We start from the raw sequence: 13,982 nt of genomic DNA on the forward strand, positions 1-13,982 counted from the left end.
TGATGCGTCCCGGTCTTGCCCGGGGCGCACGCCGATCCTACGATCGGCGTACCCGCAATCGGAGCTCAGCATGGCGCCGTGTCCCCCCGATCCTGATGCCGACTGGAGCTTGCCCGGCTGGCTCTATACCGATCCCGAATATCACGCGGTCGAGCTCGAGCGTGTGCTGCGGCCGTCTTGGCAAATCGTCTGCCACCAGAACCAGATCGCCAACGCCGGCGATTTCCACACGATCGACTATCTCGGCGAGAGCATCGTCGTCGTACGCGGCGATGACGGTGCGCTGCGCGCCTTCGCCAATGTCTGCCGCCATCGCGCGATGCGGCTCGTCGAGGGGCCGACGGGATGTGCGCGCAAGTTCGTCTGCCCGTATCACGCCTGGAGCTACGAGACCGACGGCCGTCTGTCGGGCGTGCCGATGCGCCGCGATTATCCCGCGCTCGAGCTCGAGGCGCACGGCCTCGCCCCGGTCGAGCTCGAGATCTGGCGCGGCTTCGTGTTTGTCCGGCTCGAAGGCGATGGTCCGTCGGTCGCCGCGATGATGGCGCCCTACGATGCCGAAATCGCGCCGTATCGCGTCGAGGCGATGCAGGCGCTCTCGCCCGTCCGGCTGCGCGAGCGCGCGGTCAATTGGAAGAACGTCGGCGACAATTATTCGGACAATCTGCACATCCCGGTCGCGCATGACGGGCTGAGCCGGCTGTTCGGCAAGAGCTATGCGATCGAGGCGGCACCGTTCGTCGACAAGATGTCGGGCCAGATCGTCGACCGCGTCTCGGACAATCCGTGGGAGCGGTTCTACCAGACGCATCTGCCGCACGTCGATCATCTGCCCGAGGCTAACCAGCGGCTATGGCTCTACTTCAAGCTGTGGCCCAACATGGCATTCGATCTCTACGCCGACCAGATCGACTTCATGCAATGGCTCCCACTGACGCCGACCACCAGCGTGCTGCGCGAAATGGCGTTCGCGCTGCCCGATGACCGGCGCGAGATGAAGCTCGTGCGCTATGCCAATTGGCGGATCAACCGCGTCGTCAATGCCGAGGACACGTGGCTGATCGAGCGCGTCCAGCGAGGGATGGCGTCGCGCAGCTACACCGCAGGGCCGATCGGGCGGAGCGAGGTGTGCCTTCGCAGCTTCGCGCGGAAGATCCGCGAGCGGATCCCCGAGGCGCGATTGCACCGTGCGCCCGCGCCGGGATGGTCGCGGGGGTAGTGCTCTGCGGGTTTCCTCTCCCGCTCGCGGGAGAGGAAACGCAGACTTGGTCCGCCTTCTTCAGGCGGGCCTAGTCGAAGTCGGTGAGGGTCTTCTTCTTTCGGTCGTTAAAGAAGAAGAAGACCCTCCCGCGAAAGCGGGAGGGGGTAAGAAGTAGGAAGGCGGGAGCAAGCATGACCAAACGCTACGACGCGCTCATCATCGGCGGTGGCCATAACGGCCTCGTCTGCGCCTTCTACCTCGCGCGCGCCGGGCTCAAGGTCCGCATCCTCGAACGCCGCCATATCGTCGGCGGGGCGGCGGTGACCGAGGAATTCCACCCCGGCTTCCGCAATTCGACCGCGAGCTACACCGTCAGCCTGCTGCGCCCCAAGGTCATCGCCGACATGAAGCTGCACGACCGCGGCTTCCGCATCATCGAGCGGACGATCAGCAACTTCTTCCCCTTCCCCGACACCTATCTCACACTCGGCGGCGGCACCGCGCGCACGCAAGCGCAGTTCGCGCGCTTCAGCCAGAGGGATGCCGACGCCTACCCGGCCTATGACGCCGCGCTCGAAAAGGTCGCGCAAGTGCTCCGCGATCTCGCGCTCAAGTCCCCGCCCAATGTCGGCGGGGGGTTACGCGCGCTGCTCGCGGGTGCGGCGCAGGGCTGGCCGGTCGCCAAGATGGGGATCGAGCAGCAACGCGACCTGCTCGACATCTTCACCAAATCCGCGCGCGATTTCCTCGGCGGCTGGTTCGAGGACGACCATGTCCAGTCGGCCTTCGCCTTCGACGCGGTGGTGGGCAACTATGCCGGCGTCTCGACCCCGGGCAGCGCGTATGTCCTGCTCCACCACGTCTTTGGCGAGGTGAACGGCAAATACGGCGCCTGGGGCCATTCGGTCGGCGGGATGGGCGCCATCACGCAGGCGATGGCGCACGCCTGCCTCGAAGCGGGCGTCGAGATCAGCCTCGACGCTCCCGTCGCCAAGCTGCTGACCGAAGGTGGCAAAGTCGCGGGCGTCCGCCTCGAATCGGGCGAAGAGATCGCCGCAAAGATCGTCGCAGCCAATGTCGGCCCGGCCTTGCTCTATCGCCAGATGGTCGATTCCTCCGACCTACCCGCCGACTTCAACCGCCGGATCGCCGGCTTCAAGACCGGCAGCGGCACCTTCCGCATGAACGTCGCTCTGTCCGAACTGCCCGATTTCAGCGTGCTGCGCGGCAAGGACAAGGCCGAGCATCATACCGCCGGCATCATCATCGCGCCCGGCATGGATTACATGGACCAAGCGTTCATCGACGCGCAGCAGTTTGGCTGGTCGAAACAGCCGATCGTCGAGATGAAGCTCCCGACGACGGTCGACGACAGCCTCGCGCCGCCCGGCCAGCATATCGCCAGCCTGTTCTGCCAGCAATTCGCGCCGACGCTGCCAGATGGCCGCTCGTGGGACGCTACGCGCGAGGAGGTCGCCGATCTGATCATCGACACCGTCACCGCACACGCCCCCAACTTCAAGGCGAGCGTGATCGCGCGCCAGATCCATTCGCCGCTCGATCTCGAGCGCAAGTTCGGGCTGATCGGCGGCGACATCTTCCACGGGGCGATGGGCCTCGATCAGCTTTGGGCGGCACGGCCGGTGCTCGGCCACGGCGACTATCGCGGGCCGATCAAGGGGCTCTATATGTGCGGATCGGGCACGCATCCCGGCGGCGGCGTGACCGGCGCGCCGGGGCACAATGCGGCACACGAGATCCTGCGCGATCGCAGCCTAGTCGGGCGCGTCTTCGGATAGCGCCGCGCGATACCGCAGCAGATACAGCGGGATCGCGGTCAGCATCAGCCCGACGCTCAGGCCGATCGCCTCGATCCCCGCGCCCCACATCGCCCACGCGGCAAAGGCCAGCCCCAGCGCGGTGGCGACGGGCGCGATCCGCAGGATCAGCGCGGTGAGGCACGCGCCGACATAGAGCCAGATCGTCGCCGCTGCCGTCAGCCGCAGCATGAAGTCGAGCAGCCCGCCGAGCGACCGCGTCGCGTTCGACAGCACCAGCAAACTGGCGAGCGTGCTCGACACGAGCAGGATCGCAACCGGCACGTCGCGCGTGCTGGTCGCCCCGATCCAGCGCGGCAGCAGCCCGGCGCGCGCCATGCCGAGCGGAACCTCGCCCTGCACCAGCGTCCAGCCGTTGAGCGCGCCGATCGCCGCGATCGCGGCGAAGCCTGCGGTCGCAAGCCCTGCCCAAGGCCCCCAGAAGGTCGAGACGAACAGCGCGAACGGTGCCTGCGCATTGGCGACAGCCGCGCTCGGCAACGCGAAGATGATGCCGGTGCAGACGATGAGATACAGCACTCCCGTCAACGCGAGCCCGAACAGCATCGCGCGCACCACATTGCGCGCCGGGTCGCGCACCCGCTCGGCGGCGACGCTCGCCGCTTCGAACCCGACGATCGCGTAGAAGGCGAAGGTCAGCGCCGGCGTCAGACCGCCCCATGCGAAATCCGCATAGGGCCCGGCCGAATGCCCCACCCCACCTCGCCACGCGATCCCGGCGAGAATCAGGACAATCGCACCAAGCGGGACGAGCTTGATCACCGTCGTGCCGACTTGGAACGCCCCAGCCAGCCGCGCACCGCCGAGGTTGAGCACCGTCAACAGCCAAATCAACACCGTCGCCGACACCGCCTGGGCAAGCGCCGTCGCGCCCATCATCGGCACGAATTGCGCCAGATAGCGCACTGCGGTCAGTGCGATCACCGCATTGGCGGACCAGATGCCGATCCAATAGCTCCACCCGACGAGCACGCCGCACAGCGGGCCCAGCCCGGCGCCGCACATCGCGACCACTCCCGTCGCTTCGGGCATCGCCGCCGTCAGCCTTGCGAGCACCCAGGCGATCAACATCGCGCCGCTGACCCCCACGATCCACGCCACGATGCTCGTCCAGCCATAAGGGGCAAGTTGTGCGGGCAGGACGAAGATGCCCGAGCCAATCATCCCGCCGACCACCAGCGCGGTCGCGGTCCAGAATCCGAATGGGCGGTGCGACTCCGACTCGATGCGGCAGCTCCCTTCCCCAGCGAATGGAGCACGCTGCGCAGCGCTATGCCAGAGCGATTTCCGTCGCCGCGAATTCCGCGCTGCTAGCGGTGACAGGGCTCGGCTGCAGAGACGCTCGCGAGCAAAGCGGTACGCTGGATACGGAAATCCTCGCCGCCACGCGTGCTCGGCTGCGCGCCAGCGCCGAGCCCGTTCCACAACGCGGCATTGAAAGCATCGGTATCGAGGCGATCCTCGGTGGCGAAATTCTGTCCTCGCATCGCGGCGGCCCAATAAGCGGCGTCGTGCGGGGCACATCCGGCGGCCACCGGTGCCGCCACGAAGCGATCCCGCGGGATCGGCAATTGCGTCGCGTGCAGCACGTCGGCGGCGACGGTGTGGTAGCGCCAGCCCTTCATCGCCGGATCGAACACATCGGCCATCGGCACCGCGAGCGCATCGTTCAACCCGAGCGGCGCCAGGCCGAGCACCGCTTCGATCGTCCGCAACAGGCTGACGGTGGTATAGCGCGTCGAGACCAGTGCGTTGTGGCGCACCATCGGCCCGACGATGAACGCCACGCTGCGCCGGGCATCGACATGGTCGGCACCGTTCTGCGCATCATCCTCGATCACGAAGACCAGGGTGGAATCACGCGCGCGGCTCTGCGCGATCGTCTCGACGACCTGGCCGAGCGCATAGTCATTGTCCGCCATTTGCGTCTCGACGGTGTTCACCCCGTCGATCGCATCGCTGAAATCGCCGAAATGATCGTGGCTGAGCCGCAGCAGCGTGAGCGCGGGGACCGCGTCCTTCGCGTCCGCCACGGCGAATTCGCGCTGCCATTCGAGCATGCGCCAATAATCGGGCATCTTCTGGTCGAAGCCGCGGAAATACGGGTCGCTGCGCGAGGCCAGCAAGCGGTCGCCCGGCGTGTAGATCCGCGTCCCTGTCTTCGCCGGTTCGCGCTCGAGCGGAATGAAGCCGGGCTTGCCGAGATCGTAGACCGAAGCGTCCGAAAATCCGTAATTGCGAACGCTCAGCCCGGCACGGATCGCGGCATTCCACAGGAAACCCTGGCCCGTTTCGTCGTCACGATCGCCATCGGGCGCAGTCAGCAGCGCTGGCCCGGGCAGCAGATCGGGATCGGTCGAGAGCGCCGGATTCGTCGCGTGCCGCTCGGCGGGCGTCTGAGCTGTGTAGATGAAGCGATCGGCCTCCTCCGCCTCATACGCCAGCCCGCGCCCGGCATAATTGACCGGCGCGGTCTTCTCGAGGAGGTCTGGCACGCGCGCCGCGGTCGACCAGGTCCAGCCGGTGCTCGACTGCTCGCCGCTGTCGTAGAAATTGTCGAGCGTGACGAAGTCGCGCGCGAGGCGGTGATGATTGGGCGACAGCCGCTCGCCAAGGATCGCGAGCCGCGGATCACCATTTCCGACCGCGAGATCGCCGAGCACTTGGTCGTAGGTCCGGTTTTCCTTGATGATGAAGACGACGTGCTTGATCCGCGCGCGCACCGCCGCCATCGTCACGTTCGCGGCCGCGCGCGCCTGCGTTGCGGTCAGCCCGATATTGTCGGCGACTTGCAGCGTGGTGCGCACCAACGCAGCAGGCTTCGGCAGCGCGAACTGCAGCAGCCCGGCCTTTTCGAGCTGGAAGATATATTGGTTGGCAGCGCCGCATGCATTGGGCTGGCCGCGATAGATAGCGAGCTTCGGCGCGCAGCCGAGCGGGTTCGGCCCCGGCGGGCTCTTGCGATTGACGACGAATACGCGACCGCCATCGCGGCTCACTGCGACCGCGCTGGGATACCAGCCCGTCGGCACGAGCCCGTCGACGCTCGCGCCGTCGGCGCGCGGCGTAACCAAGGCGACCGCGTTGATTCCGCCCATCGTCACGAGCAAGCGGTGATCGGGGAGCAGCGCCAGCGCATTGGCGTTGAGCCCCTTGGCGACCGGTGCCGCGCCGAGTGCGTCCGGCAGCCCGAGCCGCGACTCGGCGGCGAGACGGCCGGTCTTGAGCTCGATGATCGCCAGCCGGTCGGCATTGTCCTCGGTCGCGTAGAGCCGGCCGAGGCGTGGATCGACCAGCAGTGCGGTCGGCGCACCGAGCGTCGCCACGCGGCCTGTCACACGGACCGCATCGCCGATGATCTCCAGCGCGACGAGTTGCCGATCGCGTGGTGCCGACACCCAGGCATGCGTCGCATCGGTCCAGACGATCGCAAACGGGTTCTCGCCGCCCGGAACGCCGGCTTTCGCGGGATCGATCTTGCCAGGCCGCAGATCGCGCTCGGCGATCACCTTGCCCGCCGCCAGGTCGATCAGGCTGATTGAATCATTGTAGTAATTTGCGACCAGCGCGCGTCGCCCATCGGGGCTGACCGCAAGTCCTGCCGCCTGCGGCTTGACCTCGGCACCGTTTCCGCTCGCATGCCCCAGCGCGATCGGCGCGCGCGTCTCGGCGAAAAGGCTCCCGTGCGCCTCGAACCGATGGACGACATCGTCGACTCCACCCCCGACGACGAAACCGCGGCCGTCGGGCTGCCACGCGATCCCCGAATAGCTGTTCGGCACCCGCGTCGTCTGAAGCAACCGACCGCCGCGTGCGTCGATCGCGTAGCGAAAGACATATTGTGTCGACTGCGCGGGGAGCCGTTTGCCATCGCTGCCGTTGAACAGATTGAACCCGCTGGTCAGCACCAGCATCTCGCGCCCGTCGGGGCTGACCGCGATCGCTGCGGCGCCATCGGCAACATACTCCGGGTGCGGCGCGATGCGCGTCGTCAGCGGTTCGAATCGTGCGCCTGGTGCTGCCAGCGGGGTCAGCCGCTGCCCGGTCGGCAGTGCTACGCTTTTCTCGGAATAATCGCGTGCCGCAACCGACGCGGTGATCGCGAGCAAGCCACCAAACAGAAATGCTTTGTGCATGATACCCATCCCGACGCCGTAGTGCGGGCTTACGACATTTTGGCGACACAGCCCATGGAGCGTTCGCCCTGTATCGCGGAGATCCGCCGCCCGCCGTGCGTTCGCCGGGCCCCTTCGTACGGGAAAACCCCAATATCTGCTGCGGTGCGAAATCGGGTGAAGCCGGGCGACCGCTGCTGTGCGGCGTTAACGGAGATTGACCATGGATCCAGGTGTCGTCGACCTGTCGCGGCTGCAATTTGCCCTGACCGCGCTGTACCACTTCCTGTTCGTGCCGCTGACGCTCGGCCTGAGCTTCATGTTGGTGATCATGGAAGCGGTCTATGTGATGACCGACCGGCCGATCTGGCGCGTCATCACGCGCTTCTGGAGCAAATTGTTCGCGATCAACTTCGTGCTCGGCGTCGCCACCGGGCTGACGATGGAGTTCCAGTTCGGCACCAACTGGTCGTATTTCTCGCATTATGTCGGCGACATCTTCGGCGCGCCGCTCGCGATCGAAGGGCTGATGGCGTTCTTCCTCGAGGCGACGTTTGTCGGGCTGATGTTCTTCGGCTGGAACAAGATGTCCAAGCTCGCGCATCTCGGCGTCACCTTCATGGTCGCGCTCGGCACCAATTTGTCGGCCTTGTGGATCCTCGTCGCCAACGGCTGGATGCAGAACCCCGCGGGCGCGACCTTCAACCCCGAAACGATGCGGATGGAAATCAGCGATTTCGGCACGGTGCTGTTCAACCCGATCGCGCAGGCCAAGTTCGTCCACACCGTGAGCGCCGGCTATGTCTGCGCGGCGGTGTTCGTGCTCGGCATTTCGGCGCTCTATCTGCTGCGCGGCAAATATGTCGGCGTGGCGAAACGCTCGATGGCGGTCGCCGCGGCGTTCGGCCTCGCTTCGTCGCTGTCGGTCGTCGTGCTCGGCGACGAGAGCGGGTATGCGCTCACCGACAACCAGAAGATGAAGCTCGCCGCGATCGAGGCGGCGTGGCACACCGCCCCCGCCCCCGCCGGCATCACGCTGATCGGCATCCCCGATGTCGCCGCGCGAACGACGCACTACGCCGTCGAAGTGCCGTGGGTGCTCGGGCTGATCGCCACGCGCAGCCTCGACACCGAAGTCACCGGCATGTCCGAGCTGGTGCTGAAGGCGCAGGAGCGGATCACATCGGGCGTGGTCGCATACGACGCCGTGCAGAAGCTCAAGACCGACCCGACCAATGTTCGCGAACGCGCACGGTTCGAACTCCACAAGCGCGATCTCGGCTATGCCTTGCTGCTCAAGGCGCACGTCGCCGATCCGCGCCTGGCGAGCCCCAAGCTGATTGCGGCGACTGCGTGGGACGTCGTCCCGAACGTCCCGCTGATGTTCTGGAGCTTCCGCGCGATGGCGTTCATCGGCTTCTACATGATCGCGCTGTTCGCCACCGCGTTCGTGCTCGCGAGCCTGCGCCGCCACGACAGCACGCGCTGGTTCCTGCGGATCGCGCTCTATTCGATCCCGCTGCCGTGGATCGCGATCGAGCTTGGCTGGATGCTCGCCGAGATCGGGCGTCAGCCCTGGGCGATCGAAGGCGTGTTGCCGACCTTCCTCGCCACCTCGACGCTGAGCGTCGCGGCGTTGTGGACGACGGTCATCGGCTTCACCGTGCTCTACGGTGCGCTCGCGGTGATCGAAATCCGCTTGATGATCGCGGCGATCCGCAAGGGCCCGTTCGAGCATGTCGACGATCCCGTGCCCGACCAGAGCGATACCGTCGTGGTTCCCATTCTCCCCGTCGCCGCCTGAACCGAAAGGACGGACAATGTTCGACTATGAAACGCTGCGCGTGATCTGGTGGGCGCTGCTCGGCGTGCTGCTGATCGGCTTTGCGGTCACCGACGGCTTCGATCTCGGCGTCGCCAGCCTGCTCCCGTTCGTCGCGCGCAACGATGCCGAGCGGCGGATGGTGATCAATTCGGTCGGCCCGACCTGGGAGGGCAACCAAGTGTGGTTCATCACCGGCGGCGGCGCGATCTTCGCGGCGTGGCCGTTCGTCTATGCGGTCAGCTTCTCGGGTTTCTACCTCGCGATGTTCCTGCTGCTCGCCGCGCTGATCCTGCGCCCGGTCGGCTTCAAATATCGCTCGAAGCGCCCCGACGCGGCGTGGCGCAGCCGGTGGGACTGGGCGTTGTTCGTCGGCGGGTTCGTCCCTGCCCTGGTGTTTGGCGTCGCTGTCGGCAATGTCCTGCTCGGGGCGCCGTTCCGGCTCGATAGCGACTTGCGGTCGTTCTACGAAGGCGGCTTGCTCGGCCTGTTCACGCCGTTCGCCTTGCTGTGCGGGCTGCTCTCGGTCGCAATGCTCGCGCTCCACGGCGCGACGTGGCTGACCTTCAAGGTCGAGCGTGGCGGCCCCGTCCATTGGCGCGCGCGCAGCTTCGGCGCGGTTGCCGCAATCCTGACGCTGCTGCTGTTTGCCGGGGGCGGATTGTACGTCGCGTTCGGCGACATCGGTTATCACATGCAGTCGGTGGCCGATCCGCTCGGCCAGTCGAACCCGCTGCGCACCACGACGCAGCATCTCTCGGGTGCCTGGATCGGCAATTACGCGCTGCATCGCTGGATGCTGATCGCGCCAGTGCTCGGCATCGGCGGCGCGGTGCTGGCGTTCGTCGGTATTACCGTGGGCGCCGAGAAGAGCTCGTTCGGCGGTTCGGCGCTGGCGATCACCGGGATCATCGCGACCGTCGGCCTGTCGATGTTCCCCTATATCCTGCCCTCGAGCATCGATCCGCATTCGAGTCTGACGGTGTGGAACGCCTCATCGACCCCGGCGACGCTCGGGCTCATGCTGTTCGTCACCGCGATCCTGCTGCCGATCGTGCTGCTCTACACGAGCTGGGCGTTCAAGGTGATGTGGGGCCGCGTCACCACCGCCGACGTCGCCACCAACCCCGATTTCTACTGATCGCGAAAGGACTAGACGATGTGGTATTTCACTTGGGTGTTGGGTCTCGGGCTCGCAGTCGGCTTCGGCATCCTCAACGGCATGTGGCATGAATTCCACCTGCCGGCCGACGATGAGGACGCTCCGCCGCCCGCGTGATCCACGCTTGCATACCAAAAGACCACAGGCGATCCGAACGATCGGCAGCGGTCTGGCATAGACGGCGCTGTTCGCTGGCAGCAACGTCCAGGGCGGCGGGCTCGACGGAACGTCAGCCGTGGCTGAGCGCGAGCTGCTCTAACGGTGTTACGCGGGTTAAAGCGGGATGGGTGGCTCTGGCCCTCGGCGCGTCGCCGAAGCGCTATTCGGAGGTACGACGCGTGCTTTGCTCATGCACAGCCTACCTCCCGCTATTCCTCGCGCACTAAGTCCGGGCGCACCTTACGCCACGCTTCTGACGCGATCCCGGCCCGAACGCTTGGCATCGTATAAGGCGCTGTCGGCGCGAAGCATCGCCGATTTGAGCGACGCGTAGTCGCGCACGACCGCGAGCCCGCACGAAAAGGTCAGCGCGTCGCCGCCGCGATGGCCGATTTCGTCGCGATGGAGCGAGGAGCGCAGCCGTTCGACGATCTCGGTCGCTTCGTCGAGCGCGGTGTCGGGCAGCAGGATCGCAAATTCCTCGCCGCCCCAGCGCGCGGGAAGATCCGATCGGCGCAATTCGGTCTGCAGCCGCTTGGCGAACTCGACCAGGACACGGTCGCCCTCGTCATGGCCGTGACGATCATTGACCGCCTTGAAATGATCGAGGTCGAGCACCGCGACCACCGAATTGCGGTCGTCGCGCAACACCGGTGCGATCGCGTCCATGAAACCTCGGCGGTTGCGCAGCCCGGTCAACACGTCCTTTTCGGCGGCATCGGCCAGCCGCTCGACGCGCGCATGGGTTTCCGCCGAAGCGCGCGCCACCGAGGCAAGCAAGGCCCCTACCAGATCATCGCCGCCCGTCGGCACCGGCGGGACGGGCTCGCCGCGTTGCAACGACTGCAGCAAATCGGTCGCATGCGCCACCGGCGCGAGCAGCCCGCGCAGCGCGACGATCGCGGTGACCGTCCCGACCAGCGTCGCGACGAGCAATGCCGCGAAAAGGCGCCAATCCCACCGCGCCAGCACCAACTCGCTCACGCAGAAGACGATGATCGGCAAATGCACCGCGCCAAAGCAGATGCTGAACATGCGGAACTGGAAATTACGCGGAAACAGAAACCGCGTGGCTTGATAAAAACGCATGCCTATACTCCGGCAACCTCACCCATGATCGGCGCTATTGGATCGCGGTTTCTGAATCGTTAATCCCCAATACCGGGCCGCCCTCATCAGCGGCCACGCCGGAATAGCTGTGGTCGATCAATAAACGACCACGCTGCGGATGCTTTCGCCGGCGTGCATCAGCTCGAAGCCCGTATTGATCTCCTCAAGGCTGAGGACGTGCGTGATCATCGGGTCGATCTCGATCTTGCCATTCATGTACCAATCGACGATCTTCGGCACGTCGGTCCGCCCCTTCGCGCCGCCGAACGCGGTACCGCGCCAGTTGCGCCCGGTGACGAGCTGGAACGGGCGCGTGCTGATTTCCTTTCCCGCTTCGGCCACGCCGATGATGATCGACGTGCCCCACCCGCGGTGGCACGCCTCGAGCGCTTGCCGCATTACCGTCGTGTTGCCGGTGCAATCGAACGTATAGTCTGCCCCGCCATCGGTCAGCGCGACGAGGTGCGCGACGAGATCGCCGACGTCCTTCGGATTGACGAAATGCGTCATGCCGAACCTGCGGCCCCATTCCTCGCGATCAGGGTTGATGTCGACCCCGACGATCATGTTCGCGCCCGCCATCCGCGCACCCTGCAGCACGTTCAGCCCGATCCCGCCGAGACCGAACACGATGATATTGTCGCCGACCTGGACCTTGGCGGTGTTGACCACCGCGCCGACGCCCGTCGTCACGCCGCAGCCGATGTAGCAGCTGGTCTTGAACGGCGCGTCCTCGCGGATCTTCGCGACCGCGATTTCGGGCAGCACGGTGAAGTTCGAGAAGGTCGAGCAGCCCATGTAGTGGAAGATCGTCTCGCCTTTGTACGAGAAGCGCGAGGTGCCGTCGGGCATCAGCCCCTTGCCTTGCGTCGCGCGGATCGCGGTGCACAGGTTGGTCTTGCCGCTGAGGCACGACTTACACTGGCGGCATTCGGGGGTGTAGAGCGGGATGACGTGATCGCCCGGCTTCACGCTCGTCACGCCCGGCCCGACTTCGCGCACGATTCCGGCGCCTTCATGGCCGAGCACGCTCGGGAACAGCCCTTCGCTGTCGAGCCCGTCGAGCGTATAGGCATCGGTGTGGCAGATCCCGGTCGCCATGATCTCGACCAACACTTCGCCCGCCTTGGGGCCTTCGAGGTCGAGCTCGACGATCTCGAGCGGTTGCTTGGCGGCAAAGGCGACGGCGGCGCGGGTTTTCATGGTACACTCCTCGAGACGGTCGCCAATCCCTTACGGCTACGCCCGGTTGCGTCAACCGCCCGCCCGGTCAGAGGCTCCCCCGCCGCGGCATGCCGCGCAGCACGAGCGCCACGCCCAACGTCGCCACACCGAGCATCCCGATCACCCCCGGCACATCGCTGCCGAGCGCGATCATCGCGGTCGCGACGATCACCACCAGCACGGTGACGATCGAGTTGGCGATGTTGTTCGCCGCGATCATGCGCGAGCGTTCGGCCGCCGGCGTCGCGGTCGAGAGGATCGCGTAGAGCGGCACGATGAACATCCCGCCCGCGAACGAAATCCCGGCGAGCCCGATCAGGATATGCCAGCTCCCGGCCGCGGCGAAGAAGTGCGCGATATCGAGCCCCGCCGTGCGCACCTGGAAACCGTGCGTCGATGCCCACAGGTCGATCATGCACCCGCCCATCACCGCCGCCGACAGCGGCACGTAACGCGCCGAGACCTCGCCCCGCAGCAAGCGGTTGACGGTCAGCGAGCCGATCGCAATCGCGGTCGAGAAGACGAGCAGGAACAGCGTCACCACCGCCTTCGATCCCCCGAGCGTACCACTGACGAGCGGCGCGAATTCGGAAACCAGCACCGCCCCTGCGGCAAAGAACCAGCTGATCCCGAGGATCGACAGGACGACAAGCCGGTCGCGGCGCGCAGTGCGCAGGATGTCCGCGGTGCCGCGGAAGACGTTCCAGTCGATGCGGTGCTGCTTGCCCGACGGCGGTGCCGGCGGGATCGCAAGGCTCGCGGCGAACCCGACGCAGGCGAGCCCGGTCGCGGCAAGCCCTGCCTCCCACGGCGCGAGCACGCCCGCGAGCAACTGCCCCCCGAGGATCGCGAGGAAGGTGCCCGCCTCGATCAGCCCGGTGCCGCCCATCATTTCGTGGTGACCGAGATGCTGCGGCAGGATCGAATATTTGACCGGGCCGAAGATCGTCGAGTGCAGCCCCATCAGGAACAGGCAGACGAGCAGGGTCGCGATCGACCCGATCGCAAAGCCGACCAAAGCGACAGCCATGATCGCGATCTCGGCGGCCTTTATCCAGCGGATCAGGATGCGCTTGTCGATCGCATCGGCGGTTTGCCCGCCGATCGCCGAGAACAGGAAATAGGGTAGGATGAAGATGCCGGTCGAGACCGTCGCGAGCATCTCGCCGCTGAGCCCAGTGCGATGCACCCCGAAATTCGCGAGGAACAGCAACGCGAACTTGAGCACATTGTCGTTGAACGCGCCGAGAAACTGGACGACGAACAGCGGCGCAAAGCGGCGCTTGGTGAGCAGCGAGAAATCGGGCGATGCCATCGCCCGCTTGTCGCCGCAGCGCGACCCGGGCGCAAG

The 13,982-nt window shown here is 66.1% G+C and carries 10 protein-coding genes; 5 read left to right on the forward strand and 5 right to left on the reverse strand.

The genetic code is table 11. The annotated features are described in order from the left end of the window. The first annotated feature begins 70 nt into the window (after window positions 1-70). Both ABIB28_RS00805 and ABIB28_RS00810 read left to right on the forward strand, forming a co-directional pair. Window positions 71-1,219: an aromatic ring-hydroxylating oxygenase subunit alpha gene (locus ABIB28_RS00805; protein ID WP_354285653.1), complete on the forward strand. Its 1,149-nt coding sequence runs from the start codon at window positions 71-73 to the stop codon at window positions 1,217-1,219. 173 nt (window positions 1,220-1,392) lie between these two features. Beyond that, window positions 1,393-3,000, forward strand: a complete 1,608-nt coding sequence (locus tag ABIB28_RS00810; protein WP_354285655.1) for a phytoene desaturase family protein — start codon at window positions 1,393-1,395, stop codon at window positions 2,998-3,000. Here ABIB28_RS00810 and ABIB28_RS00815 read toward each other — a convergent pair. Both ABIB28_RS00815 and ABIB28_RS00820 read right to left on the reverse strand, forming a co-directional pair. Beyond that, a complete protein-coding gene (locus ABIB28_RS00815; RefSeq protein ID WP_354285657.1) occupies window positions 2,977-4,464 on the reverse strand; it encodes an APC family permease in 1,488 nt (495 codons plus the stop codon). The two genes, ABIB28_RS00810 and ABIB28_RS00815, sit on opposite strands and share 24 nt — an antisense overlap. Then, complete coding sequence (locus ABIB28_RS00820; protein WP_354285659.1) at window positions 4,350-7,175, reverse strand: bifunctional YncE family protein/alkaline phosphatase family protein; 2,826 nt, start codon at window positions 7,173-7,175, stop codon at window positions 4,350-4,352. The genes ABIB28_RS00815 and ABIB28_RS00820 overlap by 115 nt, the downstream gene beginning before the upstream one ends. 202 nt (window positions 7,176-7,377) lie before the next feature. On the opposite strand from ABIB28_RS00820, the gene ABIB28_RS00825 reads away from it, so the two are divergent. Genes ABIB28_RS00825 through cydX form a run of 3 tightly spaced genes read left to right on the forward strand, consistent with a single transcriptional unit; the run spans window position 7,378 to window position 10,255 of the window. Continuing rightward, a complete protein-coding gene (locus ABIB28_RS00825; RefSeq protein WP_354285661.1) occupies window positions 7,378-8,958 on the forward strand; it encodes a cytochrome ubiquinol oxidase subunit I in 1,581 nt (526 codons plus the stop codon). Between the two features lie 16 nt (window positions 8,959-8,974). Further along, window positions 8,975-10,117 (forward strand): cytochrome d ubiquinol oxidase subunit II, encoded by a 1,143-nt coding sequence (cydB, locus tag ABIB28_RS00830; protein WP_354285663.1) that lies wholly within the window; start codon window positions 8,975-8,977, stop codon window positions 10,115-10,117. Between the two features lie 18 nt (window positions 10,118-10,135). Continuing rightward, window positions 10,136-10,255 (forward strand): cytochrome bd-I oxidase subunit CydX, encoded by a 120-nt coding sequence (gene cydX / locus ABIB28_RS00835; protein WP_133188284.1) that lies wholly within the window; start codon window positions 10,136-10,138, stop codon window positions 10,253-10,255. 282 nt (window positions 10,256-10,537) lie between these two features. On the opposite strand, the gene ABIB28_RS00840 is transcribed toward cydX, so the two are convergent. The 3 genes from ABIB28_RS00840 to ABIB28_RS00850 form a co-directional block, all read right to left on the reverse strand. Then, complete coding sequence (locus tag ABIB28_RS00840) at window positions 10,538-11,386, reverse strand: GGDEF domain-containing protein (RefSeq protein ID WP_354285665.1); 849 nt, start codon at window positions 11,384-11,386, stop codon at window positions 10,538-10,540. A gap of 117 nt (window positions 11,387-11,503) precedes the next feature. Next, on the reverse strand, window positions 11,504-12,610 hold the full coding sequence (locus tag ABIB28_RS00845; RefSeq protein ID WP_133188288.1) for an S-(hydroxymethyl)glutathione dehydrogenase/class III alcohol dehydrogenase: 1,107 nt from the start codon (window positions 12,608-12,610) through the stop codon (window positions 11,504-11,506). A gap of 67 nt (window positions 12,611-12,677) precedes the next feature. After that, window positions 12,678-13,946, reverse strand: a complete 1,269-nt coding sequence (locus ABIB28_RS00850; RefSeq protein WP_354285668.1) for an MFS transporter — start codon at window positions 13,944-13,946, stop codon at window positions 12,678-12,680. Between the last annotated feature and the right edge of the window lie 36 nt (window positions 13,947-13,982).

Source organism: Sphingomonas sp. UYEF23 (genome assembly GCF_040546165.1).
Taxonomy (GTDB): Bacteria; Pseudomonadota; Alphaproteobacteria; order Sphingomonadales; family Sphingomonadaceae; genus Sphingomonas; species Sphingomonas glacialis.